The following is a 17,367-nucleotide window of genomic DNA, read 5'->3' on the forward strand; positions in this document are numbered from 1 at the left end:
GAAGAAGAGGGCTTTTGGTTTTTGGGTTGTGCCTGCTGCTTTTTCCGGCGCGCATTTGTGCTTCTCCTGCACCTAGTGAAATAACGAAAGCGAAGGAAAAAGCTCCGGTACACCTGATCGGCGTCGTCATCTCGGATCGGTTATATCAAGATCAAACAAACGAGGCCGATCATCCGTCACAAATTCGTCGCATGGCACTGTCAGTCAAGCAGCTGATCAAGGCTCCCCAAGAGCAATCCTTTTCCGAAGTGATCGTATATTATGTTTATAGGCCCTCGTGGATACAGGATGAACTGGGGAGCGTTCCATTAAGTGTCGCGGTTGGTGATGTGGTTGAAGTATGGCTGAAGCAAGGGAAAAGAGGATGGGAGCCTGCTTTAGGGGGATGGACGGTTCAGCATTTATCATATGCGGAAAAGCGCAGCGAACCGATTCCTGAACCGTTCTTGCATATGGCGGAACGCTATATAAAAACCTCTTGGCGTTACCATTCGGGTGGGATGGTATGGGGCGGAGTCATTTTTTTTCTTTTTGTCTTTGTTTTGTTTGTTAAATTGTTTAATCTGGATCGTGCCTCAACAGAAGATCGATGAAAATGCTGCCTTTTAGGGGAATCTATATGCTAGTGCATCAAGCATTGGAGAGGGTATGAAGTGAAAATCATTCTGTTTGATGGCGCTTGCAGCTTTTGCCATGCAAGCGTTCGATTGATTATTGAAAGAGACCCGCACGCTTATTTTCGGTTTGCCTCATTGCAGAGCGAAGCGGGACAAGCGCTATTGGAAGACGATCGAGTGCCTAGCCAGATTGATAGCTTGATATTGATTGACGGAAACACTTATTATACGAAGTCAAGCGCGGCGTTAAAGATATGCAAGCATTTGCGCGGATGGTGGAAGTGTCTATATGTATTCGTTCTTATTCCACGTCCGCTTCGCGATCTTCTCTACGATTGGATCGCCAAAAACCGTTATCAATGGTTTGGGACGACCGATCAGTGTTTGATTCCAACAGAGGACGTGCGAAGGCGATTTTTGCCATAAGGATACATGGATAAGGGAGGAATCAATGAAATTTTATATTGCCTCAAGCTTCGCTAATAAAGAAGTGGTTCGCCTCTGCGCCCGGAGATTGATCGTAAACGGTTTTACACAGACATATGATTGGACAAAAAACGAGCGTCCGACAGCCATTGAACAGCTTTCACAAATAGGGCAAAAAGAGGTGCGAGAGGTGATGGCAGCCGATTTTTTTATTATGTTGCTTCCGGCCAGGAAGGGGAGTCATGTTGAATTAGGCATTGCGCTTGCATCAGGCAAGCGCGTTTATATGTATTCAACTGATGAAGACATCTATCATTCGGAAACAACAGCAACATTTTATCATCTTCCCGAAGTCAAAAAATTGGTTGGTGCATTTGATTGTTTTTTGGAGCGGCTCATTTTTCATGAAGAAACGAATGAAGGTGGAGCATTCTGACGGCTAGCATTTCATGAAAAATTGGAGCGTGATTCACGAGCGAATGACGGCCGGCGCTTCCCGAAGTTTCGTTTTATTATAGAAACGATCACGATCGAAATCGCCAGTCCATCCATTACTTTTCTCGAACGGAGGGTCGACATTTTTCTGTTTGTTTTGCATCAAGTGTTCCAGCGATCGCCGTATGAAAATAGAGTTTTCGGCGATATTCCGGCAAAGGAGATAGGCGATTGATAGAATTAGGGAGAATCAAAGACAAAAGGCTTGTAATGGAATCGTAATAGATTTGTAACTGCTTTTTATTCTTTTTGTCATTGATTCGCCATTTTCTTTTAATATAATGATCCATGTTCGTAGAAACGGAGACTATCAATACATCGGGAGGAGCAACATGAAAAAAACGGCGATTTTTACAGGGACACTGATCACGTCTTTATTAGCAGGACAAACAGCTTTTGCTAGCAGTTACACAGTTCAAAAAGGCGATACGCTTTGGAACATATCGAACCAGTATCATACGACGGTTGAAACATTAATGCAAATGAACGGTTTAACTTCTGATCTTATTTTTCCTGGCCAAACATTAAAAGTGAGTGAGAAAGAAGATACATATGTAGTGAAAAAAGGCGATACATTGAGCGAGATTGCTAATCAATTTCATATAACGGTAGATTCATTATTGCAAATGAATCCAGGAATTTCTGATCCGAATTTTATTAAGGAGGGTCAAATTGTTTATTTAGTAAAACAGGTATCATCATCTACCCAATCTACTGCGCCGTCCTCTGCGAATGGCTATTATATTGTAAAGGAAGGAGACACACTTTCTGGCATTGCGGCAAAGTTTCAAACTACCATTCGCTCGTTGCTTGCGTTAAATCCGCAGATTGCTAATCCTAATCTGATTCGAGCTGGCCAGTCCATTAAGGTGGCAGGACAGCCAGTCAGTGTTGCCGAACAAAACCAAGCAGTGTCTTCCAGCACAGCGAAAAATGAACAGCCGCAAAAGGTCTCTTATTCAAACGAAAAAGTTTCTGCTGATCCGGTGCAAAACAACACAAAACCAACGACTCTCTCTTTAGCTGATAAAATTATTCAAATCGGCGAAAAGTATTTAGGAGCCAAATATTTATATGGTGCTAGTCCATCCCGCACCGATGCGTTTGATTGCTCTTCTTTTACCATGAGAGTATTTAGTGAAGCAGGAATTGCTCTGCCACGCAGTTCATCGGCGCAGGCGCAAGTAGGGACTCCGATCTCGATCAGCCAGCTTCAAAAAGGAGATCTGTTGTTCTTTGATACAGACTTCAATGGAACGATCAACCATGTCGGCATTTATGCAGGCGGCGGGCAAATGCTCAATGCCACCACTTCAAAAGGTGTCACGTATGTATCAATCAATATGGCCTATTGGCAAGAGCGTTTTGTAAAGGCTGTACGCGTTCTCAACTAATCTATTTAAACATTTATTAGTTGAAACGGCTTTGTTTCATCTTCAAGTTTCCTCCTAATTAATGAATGGAAAAGTGATAAAAGAGAAAAGTCAAACGCTTTGAAATGCATTTACTAGTATCAGAATCTCAGCTCAGAACCTCATATAAAAAGAAGAAGCTTCAAGGGTTGGCCCTTGAAGCTTTTTTAATTTCAAACCGAAAAACCCGTCTGCTTTACAAAAGGGTTTTTCGGTTAAACGGAGAATCATTTAACATGTTTATTGAGGAGATTTTCACAACGTATGGGGAAGAGGAATTTCATAGTGAATCGTTGGAGAAGGAGGGCGAACGATCATGCGTGTGGTAACAGCAGCTGAAATGTATGCCATTGACCGCTATACGATCGAGCATATAGGAATCAGTGAAGAAGCATTGATGGAAAATGCCGGACAAGCCGCTGCTAGAGTACTGCTTGAGCGCATTTCTCCGTTTCAGCGTATTGCTGTGTTAGCAGGTGCGGGCAATAACGGAGGGGATGGCTTTATTATGGCAAGAGTGTTGAAAAGCTGGGGCTATACCGTTGATTTATGGCTTATTCCCCCAAAAGAAAGAATAAAAGGAGCAGCCAAAAAAGCGCTTGAAATCTATGAAAATTGCGGTTATGAGGTGAAAAGCTTTATCGGAAATGAGCCGTTATTTTTTCAGCAAATGCTGAGCTATCACGTTTTGATTGATGCGCTGCTCGGAATCGGTGTGAAAGGGCCAGTCCAATCGCCTTATAAAGAAATCATCGATGCGATGAACCATCATCATGACGCAGTTGTATATGCTATTGATGTTCCAAGCGGTGTTCCGGCTGACGGTGGAGAGATAGGAGCGGCTGTTTATGCAGATATGACGATTACGATACAATATCCAAAACTGAGCGCTTATACATTTCCAAGCGCTGATTATTACGGTGAATTAGTAGTGGTTGATATCGGGATCCCTCCGCGTTCATCGGAGCACCATGCGGCTTTCCGTAAAGTATGGATGAAAGAGGACGTCATCCGCACGCTCCCAGAAAGAAAGCGCGCCTCACATAAAGGAGTGCATGGTAAGGGATTGATTATTGGAGGCTCTCAAAGGATGACCGGCGCCGTTATGATGGCAGCAAAGGCGGCTTTACGGAGCGGGGCGGGACTTTTGACGCTGGCCATTCCTGAAACGATTTATCCTGTGGTGGCTAGCGGCGTGCTTGAAGCGATGTATCATCCTTGTTCAGCGAAAAATGGCGGCTTTGCTGGAGAGATCGATTTGATCCATTTGGATATGGATGCCATCGCTATAGGGCCGGGGATGGGAAGGCTGGAAGGAACGAAACCGATCGTTCAAGCGGCTCTTGCCCAAGAAGTGCCAGTTGTTCTTGATGCCGATGCCTTATTTTTTTGGAGCGACTACGCTCGTTTTTTGAAAAAACGAACAAGCCCCACGATCGTGACCCCACATCCAGGAGAAATGGCGCGCATGCTTGGCCTATCGATTCGCGAGGTGGAAAATGACCGCTTTCAAGTAAGCAGACAAATGGCCATTGACTATGGGATCTACGTCGTCTTAAAAGGGCCTTATACGATTGTCGCTACCCCTGATGGAAAGCAGTATATCAATACGACGGGGAATCCGGCTCTGGCCAAAGGGGGAAGCGGCGATGCGCTTACAGGAATGATTCTTGCGTTTTTGATGCAGCATCGTTCGCTTGAAGCGGCGATCAGCAATGCGGTTTGGGTGCATGGAAAAGCAGCTGATTTTTTAGTGAAAACGAAGCATTCGCCATTCGATGTGCTGGCGACCGATGTAATCAGCGCCATTCCAAACGTCCTATCTTCGTTATGTAAAGGGAAAAAATGATGAGATATACGATGTTTCCATTAAGCGAGAATGCATTGACGATTCGCTTTTCGAATGAGATCAGCGACGAAGCACATGAGCGCGTTCAAAAACTAACTCGTTTGCTCCGTTGTGAAGCGATGGAAGGGATCATAGATATCGTCCCTGCCTTTTCATCGGTTACGGTCTATTACAACCCGCTTGTGCTTGGGACATATGAACAAGCAAGCCGAGACATCAGCGAGAAAGTGGAAGGAATGGAGAGAGCGGCTTCAGCTTTAGCAGGACGCACGGTGGTAATCCCGGTTTGTTATGGGGGAGAGTTCGGACCTGATTTGCCAGAAGTAGCGCAGTATCATGGCATAACGGAGGAAGAGGTGATTCGTCTTCATTCGGCAGGAACATATAAAGTATATATGATTGGGTTTGCTCCAGGATTTGCGTATTTGGGAGGGCTGCCATCGCAGCTTGCCACCCCGCGCCGCGCTGTTCCACGCTTGCTTGTCCCAGAGGGATCTGTCGGTATTGCCGACCGCCAGACGGGAGTATATCCGCTTGCTACACCGGGGGGATGGCAAATTATCGGGAAAACTCCACTGTCTTTATTCTGTGCAGAGCGGCAGCCTCCTAGCTTGTTGCAAGCTGGAGATGTTGTGCAGTTTCATCCGATGACGGAGAAAGAATATAGGATGTGGAAAAATAATGGGGATTTTTGTTCTTGATGGAGGCTTTTTCACAACTGTACAAGATTTGGGGAGATGGGGGGGTCAAAAAGACGGTGTGCCGGTCAGCGGCGTTATGGATGATTTTGCGAGCCGCCTTGCTAATTTTTTAGTCGGAAACGAAGCAAATGAAGCCGTGTTAGAAATAACCATGCTGGGTCCGACCCTGCGTTTTGAAATAGGAACGGTTGTCGCTATTTGCGGCGGCGAATTTTCTGGCAAACTGAACGATCAGTCCGTACCGCTGTGGCAGCCGTTTATGGTACAACCGGGCGATATACTTGCCATTGGCGCCTGTCGGATAGGCTATCGGGGATATGTCGCTGTTTCTGGAGGATTGCATGTTCCGCCGCTGATGAACAGCCGTTCAACCTACACGAAAGCCGCTATTGGCGGCTTTTATGGCCGCCCTTTGCAAAAAGATGATGAGCTTTCGCTGCGGCCAGCTCCTTGTTTGCCAGAATGGCCGCCTTCATGGGGAATCGCTTTTTCTATACGTCAATATATCAACAGTCAAGAAAAAGTGATTCGTGCCGTAGAAGGACCAGACTTCCACACGTTTACAAAAGAAAGCATTGAACATTTTTTTACCGAAGTATATGAAGTCACGACACAGTCTGATCGGATGGGCTACCGGCTGCGAGGTCAAAAGTTGCAGAGAAGTGTGGACCAAGAGATCGTTTCAGAAGCGGTGACGTTTGGAACCGTACAAGTGCCCGCGTCCGGCGATCCAATTGTGTTAATGGCGGATCGGCAAACAACCGGCGGCTACCCGCGTATCGCTCAAGTATTAGCTGTCGATTTGCCAATTTTAGCACAAGCGCGCCCTGGCGATCGCATTCGCTTTCAACCATCATCTTGGCAGGAAGCGCAGCGATTATACATCCAGCGCGAGCGTGAGATGATGTACTCAAGAGCGATCATCCGCCAAAAATGGAGGGAGATAAATGGCGCAAATCGATTTAAATTGTGATTTTGGTGAAGGCTTTGGTATATATGAGCTTGGCGAAAACGAAATATTGCACTATGTCACATCCGTTAATATAGCATGCGGATTTCATGCCGGCGATCCGGTTGTCATGAGGAAAACCGTGCAGATGGCGCTTGAAAAGGGAGTGGCGATCGGTGCACATCCTGGTTTTCCTGATTTGCTTGGCTTTGGACGCCGCCATATGCATGTCACTTTTGAGGAGGCGTATGCCTACGTTGTTTATCAAATTGGAGCGCTGTCGGCATTTGTCAAGGCGGAAGGAGGCCGGCTTTCTCATGTCAAGCCGCACGGCGCCTTGTATAATATGGCGGCGAAAGATGCAGAATTGGCGGAAGCGATCGCTCAAGCGGTGCGGGATGTGGATTCGTCGCTCGTTTTATATGGGCTTAGCGGAAGCGAACTGATTCGTGCCGGCAAACGGTTTGGTTTGAGAACGGCAAATGAAGTGTTTGCCGACCGGACCTATCAAGAAGATGGCTCACTCACTCCAAGAAGTCATCCACGGGCCTTGATTACGAACGAAGAGGATGCGGTGCGTCAAGTGGTGAAAATGGTGCGCGAACGCTGTGTTCGTTCGCTTGCAGGTACTGATGTGGAAATTGTGGCAGAAACGGTGTGTGTTCACGGTGACGGGAGTCAAGCCGTTTCGTTTGCGAAGCGGTTAGTTCAAGCGTTGCATGGTGCAATGATTGAAATCCAAGCGATTGGATAACGAAAACGTGATATATTCCGGCGTCATTCACGGTAAATGTATTTTTCTGTCTGTCCGTTCGTCCGGATTCTCGCGGCAAAGGAAGCGCAAAAGCGATGTGGCAAGGCCGCTAGCGAATGGCGGAGGATATAGAAACCATTCCTTTACTTATAAGCTTTGAGCAACGTTTGGATTCAGAAAGAGGTGGGACAATGCATCATAGAACATGATGGAAGTCACCTTTCATCAATCGTAGTTTCATCATTTCGTTACACCATTTTTTCACACCGTTCTTATGGCTGCTAGTATTTGGCTTTCATTTGTTTGTTACAAAGAAAAAGCTCGGTCGTAACAGCCGAACTTTTTCTTTAGATTCGTTTCAAACGAACAGAAGCCGGTTGTTATACAATAATCCGTTCCGGATGGGTGTATATATTGAGGGTTGTTCCGCGAATAAAGCCGACAACGGTCATGTGCAAGTCATCGGCAAGCTGTAACGCTAAATCGGTCGGGGCCGATTTTGAAAGTACGATTCCTGCCCCCATTTTCGATGCCTTCAGCAATATTTCCGAAGATACGCGGCCGCTGAAAGCGACGAGCTTGTCACGCATCGGAATCGCATGGCGCAAACAATAGCCATAAATTTTATCAAGAGCATTGTGACGACCGATATCAGAGCGGGCGATGATCATCCCTTCTTCATTGCATAAGGCTGCATTATGCACTCCTCCTGTATGGCGAAAAACCGTGCTTTCATTTTGCAATGTATTCATAAGAGCGAAGCATTGCTCAACGCGGATGCGTGTGGAGGTTGTAATCGTTTTTGCTGTTTTTACATCATTTAATAAATAAAACTGTCGGCTTTTTCCACAGCATGAGCCGATGAACCGTTTGGAAAAAGAAGAAGCTGGGGCTAGAGGTACGGACAGATCAACATAGGCAAACCCTTGCTCTTCGTCAATGGATAGTTGGTGAATATCATCGTGGAAACGAATCACTCCTTCAGAAGCAAGGAAGCCGAGAACAAGCTCATCAAGGTGCTCTGGCGAACAAACGAGCGTGGCAAACTCCTCTCCATTCACGATAATGGTCAATGGCTGTTCAAGAACAATGGCGTCCTCTTGCTCGTGAAGTTCTCCCTCCATATATTTATAGATTTGCTTGGCAGTCGTTATATTCGATTTCACCCTTTTCACCTTCTTTTCATATATAACCCCGAAGCTATTAGGCGTATATAAAGCCGGGTGAATCTTTCACCCTTTTCCTTTTAGAGATGTCCTCTTGTGTGGTGATAGAACTCCAATGGAATGTGCCCATCTTTCTTCCTTCCGTGGGCAGGCATGAGAAACAAGTCAAGAACTTGCCTGCGACTGTCGAAACCATCGAATTCTCCTTTGATTTACTCTATTCAATGAAGTGATGTTTTTCTTGTTTGACTGGTCGGATCAGGATCGCTGATTTATACCATTCATCCTCTCCTTTTTATTGATCATGCTCAAAGGATCAGCTGCATATTGATTGAGGAAATAAGAAGGGATGATATAATATAATAATACCATAAAAATGTAGGAATGTTTCGAAAATAGGATGACCAATAAAAAGGAGGAGCGAAGATGGGCAAAACGAAACACACCGGCCCAATCAAACTGAATCAGCGTCCCCAACCCTCGCTTTGGGCGAGCCTTTTGCCGATGGGAGTTGGAAAGATAAAGCCTCATCATCTCCGTGATACTTTAAAAGTGATGCTGGAAAACAAAGACCAGCTTGCTTATGCCTACCGCATTTTAACGCAGGGAGTATGCGATGGTTGTGCGCTCGGTGTATCCGGACTTCATGATCAAACATTGACAGGTCCGCATCTTTGTACGACTCGTTTAAACGTACTTCGTCTAAATACGATGCCAGCAATGGACCCAAAATGGCTGGAAGATGTGGAGGAGCTGCGCAAAATGGACAGTACAGAGCTGCGCAAGCTTGGCCGCATTCCCTATCCACTGTCACGAAAACCAGGAGAAAAAAAGTTTACAAGAATTAGTTGGAATGAAGCGCTTGAACGGATTGCCCGAAAAATCCGCTCACTTGATCCGAAACAGATCGCTTTTTATTTGACAGCGCGCGGCATTACGAATGAAGTGTATTACACTGCCGCCAAGGTAGCGCGCTTTTTAGGAACAAACAACATCGATAATGCTTCACGCATTTGTCATTCACCAAGCAAAACAGCGTTAAAGCGTTCACTTGGAATCGGTGCATCAAGCTGCAGCTATAAAGATTGGATCGGCACAGATGTTCTTGTCTTTTGGGGATCTGTGGCTGCCAACAACCAGCCGGTATCGACGAAATATATGTACGCTGCGAAAAAAGCAGGCACGAAAATCATCGTTGTGAATCCGTACCGTGAGCCGGCTATGGAAAACTACTGGATTCCGTCCATTTGGGAAAGCGCTTTATTCGGAACAAAAATCGCAGATGATTTTTATCAAGTCCATATTGGCGGAGATATCGCCTTTATAAATGGAGTTATCAAGCATTGGTTTGAGATGGAGGATGCAATTAATTGGGAGTTTGTCTCCAAACACACGAACGGTGTTGACGAGCTGCGTTCGCATGTCGCGAAATATGATTGGCAGACGCTTGAGCAGTCATCGGGGCTTTCAAAGGAACGAATGTATGAGTTTGCTAGATTACTGGCTAATGCCAAGTCAGCTGTATTTGTTTGGAGCATGGGATTGACTCAGCACCGGTTCGGTACGGATAATGTGTCACAAGTCGTTAACCTTGCCTTGCTTCGCGGGTTTATCGGACGTGAGCATTGCGGCGTCATGCCGATTCGCGGCCATAGCGGTGTGCAAGGTTCGGGGGAAATGGGGGCTGACCCATTTGTTCTTCCGGGCGGCGAATTTGATGAGGAAAATATTACCCGTCTTGAACAAATATGGGGCTTTCCGATTCCTCGCTGGCAAGGGGACACAATCGGACAAACGATTGAAAACATCTTGCTTCCAGATGGTCATGAACGAAAAATGAAGCTGATGTATACGAGCGGCGGCAATTTTCTTGAGACGATGCCGAATCCTGATTTCGTTCGCCAGGCGCTTGAACAGTTGGAGCTGCGCGTGCATCAAGATATTATTTTCAATACTTCAACACTCTTAGATGCGAAGGAAGAGGTGATTATTTTACCGGCGATGACGCGATACGAGCAGCCGGGTGGCGGTACCTCGACCAGCACAGAGCGGATGGTCTATTTCAGCCCGGAAATTGACGGCCCACGCATTGAGGAAGCGCGCGCGGAATGGGAAATTTATGTTGATCTCGCCTCTAGAGTCAAGCCGGAACAAAAGCATCTCATCGAGTTTCAAAACGCCCAGCAAATTCGCGACGAAATTGCGGTGGCCAACCGAAACTACGACGGCATTCAACATTTGCGGAAAAAAGGTGATGTGTTTCAATGGGGCGGCGCGTGGCTTTGTGAAGGCGGCATATGCCCGACCCCAGACGGCCGCGGAAACCTTATTCCGATCGAATTGCCAGAGCTGCGCAAGACGGAAGGCAGCTTTTTTGTCACAACAAGGCGGGGCAAGCAGTTCAACTCGATGGTCTATAGCGAGAAAGACCCGTTTAATAACGCCGACCGTTATGATATTTTGCTGAACGAAGAAGACGCCAAATCGCTCCATATTCGCGACGGTGAACCGATCGTTGTGTACAACCGGCATGGCATGATGCAGGGGAGCGCCAAATACGCGGACGTCAAACGCGGCAACATCGCCGTCTATTGGCCGGAGGGAAATGTGCTCATTCCAAAAGGAGTGTATGAAACGTACGCGCACATTCCGGAATACAATACGGTGGCCATCGTTGAAAAAGCGGAGCATTATCATGCGCAAAAGGATCAAAACTATGCAGAAAAACGGATTGAAGAGCTCGAATTAAATGTAGAATAACGTTTGCGAAAGCGCCATTCCAAATAAGAGGGAATGGCGCTGTTTTTTTATGGGGGCATCAAGCGCCGAAATGTTAGGGGTTCAGCAAAAGAGAGGCAGGACGCAACGATGAAAGGGGTTGTATCGACTTAGACCACACTTGATATGCATGGTGCTTCTTGAGAACAAAGGCGGCTCATAGAGTTGTGTCCATAGTATAGAGACGATCGAGCCGCACGTTTTTGCTATACATGCAATTTTTTTCTGTATAATTTCCTCTTTTTGTTAAAAGATAAAAATAACATGATCAGACAAGAGGAGGAGAAGAAATGACGATAACAGAAAAGCGACTTTTGCTCTTCTCATTCCTTGTGATCGCTTTGTTTGTATCGCCTTATTTTATTTTAGGCGAGAATGCGCATATGCGAGTACATGATAATTTAGATTCCAACATCGCTTGGTACAAGGTGCTCGCCAACAGCGGTCAGCTGTTTGGGCCGGTGGGGGCGGTCATTCCGCAAATCATTAACGGTCTGCCGCGAAATGCCTTTGGAACAGAATTTAGTGGAATCGTATGGCTCCATGCGTTATTTCCATCGATTTATGCTTATGGACTCAGCCAGCTGATTACAAGGGTATTTGCTTTTATCGGAATGTACTTATTGCTGAAAACGCATGTTATGAGGGAGAAAGAATGGGCATGGATTCGCATTGGTGTAGCACTTGCTTTTGCATTAACACCATTTTGGCCGTCCGGAATGTTAAGCACTCTTGGTATGCCGCTGGCACTTTGGGCGTTTTTAAATATTCGCGCTGGCAGGCGGTCGTGGGTGGATTATCTCGTGCTTACACTATTGCCGCTATACTCTGGTCTTGTACTTGGTTTCTTCTTTTTCCTCAGTGCTCTGGGCATTTGGTGGCTTGTGGATGCATTGAGGTATAAAAGATGGAATCTGCGCTTTTTGGCCGCCATCATCTATATGACTGTGTTATATTTAGCCGTTGATTATCGGCTTGTTCATTCACTTCTATTTTCCGAAGAGCCAACAAGCCGCGATGAATATTTTCATGCTGATCTTTCTTTTTGGCGTGCGGTTCGTTTGACATTTAAAAATTATATTCTTGGTCATACGCATGTCATGACCGTGCACGGACTCGTGATTTTACCAATCACGCTTTTCGCCTTGTATTTTGTGGGAAAAAGGAAGAAATGGCGGCAAGAAAAGCTGTTTTTATTTCTCCATGTGCTTAACTTTGCCCTTTCCCTGTGGTATGCGTTTTGGTTTTATCGAGGGTGGCTGCCACTTACAGAACGGTTTGATCTTCTTAATAAGTTTAATTTTGCCCGCTATCACTTCTTGCGACCTATGGTGATTTACGTATTGTTTGCTCTTTCATTGCGAATCATATGGCAGCATGCTAAAGCATGGAAAAATGTTGTGTGGCTGGCGCTTGCGCTGCAGCTTTTTATTTTAGCTATATTTAACGAAGAAATTATGTATCAAAATAAGCCGTCGTTTCGCCAGTTCTACGCTGAAAAACAATTCGCGGAAATTAAACGTTATATCGCGCGGCCCGTTGATACATACCGCGTTGCCAGCATCGGCATTCATCCGGCCATTGCTCAATATAACGGCTTTTATACGCTGGATACGTACAACAATTTTTATCCGCTTGAATATAAACATCAATTTCGGCAAATCATTGCTCCTGAGCTAGCAAAAAACCAGACGCTGCGCAAGTATTTCGATAAGTGGGGCGGCCGTTGCTATTTATTTGTCGATGAGCTTGGCAAGCACTACATGTTTAAAAAGAATTCAAAGAAGAAAATTCAACATTTAGAGCTGAATACCGATGTATTCCGCAAGATGGGCGGCCGTTATATTTTTTCGGCGCTTCCGATCGAAAACGCAGCCCAAAATCAGCTACGGCTTGAGAAAGTGTTTCATTCCAAGGAATCCGCATGGACGATTTATTTATACAAACTAGCATCATAGGGAGGAGAGCATCATGAGCGAACCTGTATTAACGATTGTTGTACCTTGCTACAACGAAGAAGAAGTGCTTCCGGAAACGATTCGGCAGCTGCGCGAACTGCGCGAGCAGCTTGTCAGGGAGCGGCTTATTTCCGAATATAGTGCTTTACTATTTGTCGATGATGGAAGCCGAGATGCAACATGGACGATCATTTACAAAGCGAGTTTGCATTATCCGGAGGTCAAAGGGGTCAAGCTTGCCCATAATGCCGGCCATCAAAATGCGTTATTAGCTGGTTTGTTTTCCGCAAAAACTCGCTCAGATTGTATCATTTCCATTGACGCCGATCTACAGGATGATGTGTCGGTCATCCGCCAGTTTGTACAAAAATTTCATGAAGGGTATGAGATTGTATACGGGGTTCGCAACCGCCGCGATACAGATACGTTTTTCAAGCGTCATACAGCACAGGGATTTTATAGAATGATGAAGGCGATGGGCGTTCACCTTATATATAATCATGCCGATTACCGCTTGATGAGCAGGCGGGCGGTTGAAGAGCTGGAACGATTTGAAGAAGCCAATTTATTTTTGCGAGGAATTGTTCCATTGCTTGGATTTCGTTCAACTGTTGTTTATTATGATCGAAAGGAACGACTTGCCGGTGAAACAAAATATCCGCTAAAAAAAATGATTTCCTTTGCTCTTGACGGTATTACGTCATTTAGTGTGACACCTATTCGTTTTATTTCCATGATCGGGTTTGTTTCTTTTTTTGTCAGCCTGTTATTTGGTGCTTACTTCCTGTTTTTAAAATGGACCGGTCACACACAAACGGGATGGACATCGTTGATTACATCGATTTGGCTGCTTGGAGGATTGCAGCTGATTGCTTTTGGGCTAATCGGTGAATACATCGGAAAGATTTATAAAGAAACGAAACGGCGCCCTCGTTATATTGTGGATTTAGATTTATTTAATTTGCCATTGCCGCGATCTTCCTCGTTTCATGAAGAGCCAAGAAGAACGGAATCATTGCCGGGAGGGAGCACATAATTTTTTGCTTGCATTCTCGGGCGAGAAGGGGTAGACTGTGCTTGTAAACAGTGAAAAGGATACGGGAGTCTGTGGAATCAGGCTGAGAGTACGGCTATCATCCGCCGTTGACCGTTTGAACCTGTTGGGTAATGCCAGCGTAGGGAAAGTGATAGAGGCGATATAGATGCACTTTGCTTACGCGCAAAGTGCATTTTTATTTGCAAATCCAGCTGGACAAACGAATAAGGGAGAGGATGGAAAAGATGAATTTGCAACATGTGGCAGAAGTACTCGATCAAGTGCGCAAGGCTAATCCACTTGTGCATAACATCACAAATGTAGTTGTGACCAATTTTACAGCAAATGGTCTGCTTGCGCTTGGCGCTTCACCAGTGATGGCCTATGCCAAGCAAGAAGTAGCGGATATGGCGCGAATTGCCGGAGCGCTTGTTTTAAATATCGGCACGCTAAATGAACAGGAAATTGAAGCGATGCTGATTGCCGGCAAGGCAGCAAATGAACAGGGAGTTCCTGTGATTTTCGATCCGGTTGGAGCGGGAGCGACGCCATATCGCACGGAAACCGCCCGAAAAATAGTCCGTCAATTAAATATTGCCGTCATCCGCGGCAATGCAGCAGAAATCGCGAATGTTATCGGCGAGCGGTGGGAGATTAAAGGAGTGGATGCCGCCGAAGGAAGCGGCGATGTGGTGGCACTAGCGAAAAAAGCAGCACAGCAGTTAAAAATGACAGTCGCTATTACCGGAAAGGACGATGTTGTCACAGACGGAGCGACGGTTTATGTGGTTCATAACGGTCATTCGCTGTTAACAAAAGTCACTGGGACAGGCTGCCTTGTCACATCTGTAATCGGAGCGTTTGCGGCTGTTGAAAAGGACTATGCAGCAGCGGCAACAGCGGCGCTTGTCAGCTATGGCGTGGCGGCGCAACTAGCTGCTGATGAAGCGGCAGAGTATGGGCCTGGAAGCTTTCAAATCGCCTTTTTAAATCAGTTGGCCAAAGTTGGCGCGGAGGCCATTAGTCAATATGGATCCTTTACCAAAGTTGAATGAAGGGGAGAGACATGGTGAATCAAGTTTATAAAGCATTAACGATTGCTGGGTCAGACAGTGGAGGTGGAGCCGGCATTCAGGCGGATTTAAAAACATTTCAAGAGTTACGCGTCTTTGGAATGTCTGCATTAACGGCGGTAACGGCGCAAAATACGCTTGGCGTGCAGGGAGTGTATCCGCTTTCTGTAGAAGCCGTTGAGCAGCAGATTGAATCCATTGGTACGGACTTAGGAGCAGACGCCGTCAAAACGGGCATGTTGTTTAATGCAGATATCATCCAAGCCGTAGCGAAAAAGGTGAAGCAATTTGGCTGGCGTCGGCTTGTCGTTGACCCGGTTATGATCGCTAAAGGCGGGGCACCACTTTTACAGGAAGCAGCGGTGTCAGCGTTAAAAACACATTTGTTGCCGCTGGCGATGGTAGCCACTCCTAACATTCCAGAGGCAGAAGTATTGACGGGGATGAAGATCCGCACATTAGAGGAACGCCAAGAAGCGGCAAAACAGCTTCACAAAATCGGAGTCACGTACGTGGTCATTAAAGGAGGCCACGATGATGTTGAAAATGCAGCGGTTGATTTGCTATATGATGGCCGTGAATTTTCCTATTTCAAGGGCGCCCGAATTGAAACGAGACATACGCATGGAACAGGCTGCACGTTTGCCGCTGCAGTAACAGCGGAGCTTGCTAAGGGGCGCAGCGTCCATGAAGCGATCGAAACAGCGAAAGCATTTATTCAAGCCGCGATTGAAAACGAACTGGGGATCGGCAATGGGCATGGCCCAACCAACCATTGGGCGTATCGGCAAAAATGGATGTCGTAGGTGATGAAAATGGCGCAAACTTCAATGGATAGTCTGAAAGAGCAATTACGTGTTTATTTTATTATGGGAAGCAACAATTGTGAACGAAGTCCGTTAGAGGTGCTGACAGAAGCGATTGAAGGCGGAATTACGATGTTTCAATTTCGCGAAAAGGGCAAAGGGGCTCTTTCGAAAAAGGAGCAGTATGCATTAGCCAAAGAGTTGCAAGCGCTTTGCCGGAAGCACCATATTCCGTTTATTGTGAATGATGATGTGGAGCTAGCATTAGAGCTTGATGCTGATGGGGTCCATATTGGACAAGACGATGAACGGGCAGATGTCGTACGAAAAAAAATAGGAAATAAAATTCTCGGCGTTTCAGCTCATAATTTGGCAGAAGCGAAACGCGCCATTGAGCAAGGCGCTGACTATCTTGGAGTCGGTCCTATTTTTCCAACCAGCACAAAAGAAGATGCAAAAGAGGCACAAGGAACGGCCGTTCTTCGTCTTATGCGTGAGCATGGTCTGTCGATACCGATCGTGGGCATTGGCGGAATTACCGCGAACAACGCAAAGAAGGTTATTGCCGCTGGAGCAGACGGGGTGTCTGTCATTAGCGCGATCAGTTTAGCTCCTTCTCCTAAAAAAAGTGCGGAATGGCTGGCAAGAGCGGTTTCTGAAGCACTGAACGAATAAGGATGTCGATCATTGGACTACTCCATATCCCGACAGAAGACTATGGCCTCAAGGAACATGACGGACATCGCTTCATGAGTTAGAGAGAGAAATGTCGGTTGGCATTGGCCAAAGTAGTGGAATCACAAGAATCTATGTGCTATTCTATACTTGTAAGTGGTTCTTGGAAAAACTGAAGATAGAGGATTGTGACAAGGAACACCGTCCGTTACGTAAAAGCTTCAACGTTCCCTTGTCTGTGCACGGTTCGAAGCAACGAAAACCGAGCCCAGTCGAACGTGTGAAGCGGACGAATGTACAAGCTTTCTTGTCGTTTCCCGTTGGAACAACGGGGAAGGTCTGCTAGCTGAAAAACCGAAGGATGTTTCCATGTTCGCAGGAATCTCCCACTTTGAAGCGAAAGTGGTAGTAATTCAAAGATGATATGATATAATGGAAAAGGAAAAGACGAAAATGAAGCGCATGGAGTGAATGATATGAACATAGGATTTGGCGAGATTGCCTTGATCGTATTTTTTGCCCTGTTACTTTTCGGCCCGAAAAAGCTGCCAGAGCTTGGACAAGCAGCTGGAAAAACGCTCCGCGAATTTAAAAATGCTACAAAAGGCATCATGGATGACGAAGAACAGAAAACGAAAAAGCACGACTGAAAAAACCGCTTGGCATAGCCGA

General features: G+C 46.0%; 16 protein-coding genes and 1 riboswitch. Of the genes, 15 read left to right on the forward strand and 1 reads right to left on the reverse strand.

Annotated features, from left to right (window positions below):
• Positions 1 to 14 precede the first annotated feature (14 nt).
• The 8 genes from AT864_RS09765 to AT864_RS09810 all read left to right on the forward strand — a co-directional run bounded on the left by AT864_RS09765 (position 15) and on the right by AT864_RS09810 (position 7,203).
• Positions 15 to 593 carry a hypothetical protein gene (locus AT864_RS09765; protein WP_066148658.1) on the forward strand — a complete coding sequence of 193 codons (579 nt, stop codon included), beginning with the start codon at positions 15 to 17 and terminating at the stop codon, positions 591 to 593.
• Positions 594 to 653: 60 nt separating this feature from the next.
• Complete coding sequence (locus AT864_RS09770; protein ID WP_066148660.1) at positions 654 to 1,043, forward strand: thiol-disulfide oxidoreductase DCC family protein; 390 nt, start codon at positions 654 to 656, stop codon at positions 1,041 to 1,043.
• Between the two features lie 25 nt (positions 1,044 to 1,068).
• Positions 1,069 to 1,479, forward strand: coding sequence for a nucleoside 2-deoxyribosyltransferase (locus tag AT864_RS09775; RefSeq protein ID WP_066148662.1), 411 nt, complete (start codon positions 1,069 to 1,071; stop codon positions 1,477 to 1,479).
• A gap of 391 nt (positions 1,480 to 1,870) precedes the next feature.
• Positions 1,871 to 2,932, forward strand: a complete 1,062-nt coding sequence (locus AT864_RS09785) for a LysM peptidoglycan-binding domain-containing protein (protein WP_066148665.1) — start codon at positions 1,871 to 1,873, stop codon at positions 2,930 to 2,932.
• Between the two features lie 334 nt (positions 2,933 to 3,266).
• On the forward strand, positions 3,267 to 4,799 hold the full coding sequence (locus tag AT864_RS09795) for a bifunctional ADP-dependent NAD(P)H-hydrate dehydratase/NAD(P)H-hydrate epimerase (protein WP_066148669.1): 1,533 nt from the start codon (positions 3,267 to 3,269) through the stop codon (positions 4,797 to 4,799).
• Complete coding sequence (gene pxpB / locus AT864_RS09800; RefSeq protein WP_066148671.1) at positions 4,799 to 5,500, forward strand: 5-oxoprolinase subunit PxpB; 702 nt, start codon at positions 4,799 to 4,801, stop codon at positions 5,498 to 5,500. The genes AT864_RS09795 and pxpB overlap by 1 nt, the downstream gene beginning before the upstream one ends.
• Positions 5,481 to 6,473 (forward strand): biotin-dependent carboxyltransferase family protein, encoded by a 993-nt coding sequence (locus AT864_RS09805; protein WP_066148674.1) that lies wholly within the window; start codon positions 5,481 to 5,483, stop codon positions 6,471 to 6,473. The genes pxpB and AT864_RS09805 overlap by 20 nt, the downstream gene beginning before the upstream one ends.
• A complete protein-coding gene (locus tag AT864_RS09810; protein WP_044746457.1) occupies positions 6,448 to 7,203 on the forward strand; it encodes a LamB/YcsF family protein in 756 nt (251 codons plus the stop codon). Before AT864_RS09805 ends, AT864_RS09810 begins: the two co-directional genes overlap by 26 nt.
• A gap of 380 nt (positions 7,204 to 7,583) precedes the next feature.
• Here AT864_RS09810 and fdhD read toward each other — a convergent pair whose 3' ends face one another.
• On the reverse strand, positions 7,584 to 8,327 hold the full coding sequence (gene fdhD / locus AT864_RS09815) for a formate dehydrogenase accessory sulfurtransferase FdhD (protein ID WP_066148738.1): 744 nt from the start codon (positions 8,325 to 8,327) through the stop codon (positions 7,584 to 7,586).
• Positions 8,328 to 8,795: 468 nt separating this feature from the next.
• Here fdhD and AT864_RS09820 point away from each other — a divergent pair, with 468 nt between their 5' ends.
• The 7 genes from AT864_RS09820 (at position 8,796) to AT864_RS09850 (ending at position 17,345) form a co-directional block, all read left to right on the forward strand.
• Positions 8,796 to 11,129, forward strand: a complete 2,334-nt coding sequence (locus AT864_RS09820; RefSeq protein WP_066148676.1) for an FdhF/YdeP family oxidoreductase — start codon at positions 8,796 to 8,798, stop codon at positions 11,127 to 11,129.
• A 308-nt stretch (positions 11,130 to 11,437) separates the two neighbouring features.
• A complete protein-coding gene (locus AT864_RS09825) occupies positions 11,438 to 13,105 on the forward strand; it encodes a DUF6044 family protein (protein WP_066148678.1) in 1,668 nt (555 codons plus the stop codon).
• Positions 13,106 to 13,118: 13 nt separating this feature from the next.
• Complete coding sequence (locus AT864_RS09830; protein WP_066148679.1) at positions 13,119 to 14,141, forward strand: glycosyltransferase family 2 protein; 1,023 nt, start codon at positions 13,119 to 13,121, stop codon at positions 14,139 to 14,141.
• A gap of 51 nt (positions 14,142 to 14,192) precedes the next feature.
• A riboswitch (TPP riboswitch) is annotated at positions 14,193 to 14,304 on the forward strand.
• Positions 14,305 to 14,386: 82 nt separating this feature from the next.
• The gene (gene thiM, locus AT864_RS09835; protein ID WP_066148681.1) at positions 14,387 to 15,196 is read left to right on the forward strand and encodes a hydroxyethylthiazole kinase; all 810 of its coding nucleotides are present in this window, start codon (positions 14,387 to 14,389) and stop codon (positions 15,194 to 15,196) included.
• 11 nt (positions 15,197 to 15,207) lie between these two features.
• Positions 15,208 to 16,020: a bifunctional hydroxymethylpyrimidine kinase/phosphomethylpyrimidine kinase gene (gene thiD, locus AT864_RS09840; protein WP_066148683.1), complete on the forward strand. Its 813-nt coding sequence runs from the start codon at positions 15,208 to 15,210 to the stop codon at positions 16,018 to 16,020.
• Between the two features lie 9 nt (positions 16,021 to 16,029).
• The gene (gene thiE, locus AT864_RS09845) at positions 16,030 to 16,695 is read left to right on the forward strand and encodes a thiamine phosphate synthase (protein WP_066148685.1); all 666 of its coding nucleotides are present in this window, start codon (positions 16,030 to 16,032) and stop codon (positions 16,693 to 16,695) included.
• A 476-nt stretch (positions 16,696 to 17,171) separates the two neighbouring features.
• Positions 17,172 to 17,345: a twin-arginine translocase TatA/TatE family subunit gene (locus AT864_RS09850; protein ID WP_044746464.1), complete on the forward strand. Its 174-nt coding sequence runs from the start codon at positions 17,172 to 17,174 to the stop codon at positions 17,343 to 17,345.
• Positions 17,346 to 17,367 lie beyond the last annotated feature (22 nt).

Origin of the sequence: Anoxybacillus sp. P3H1B (genome assembly GCF_001560855.1) — a bacterium.
Classification (GTDB): Bacteria; Bacillota; Bacilli; order Bacillales; family Anoxybacillaceae; genus Anoxybacteroides; species Anoxybacteroides rupiense.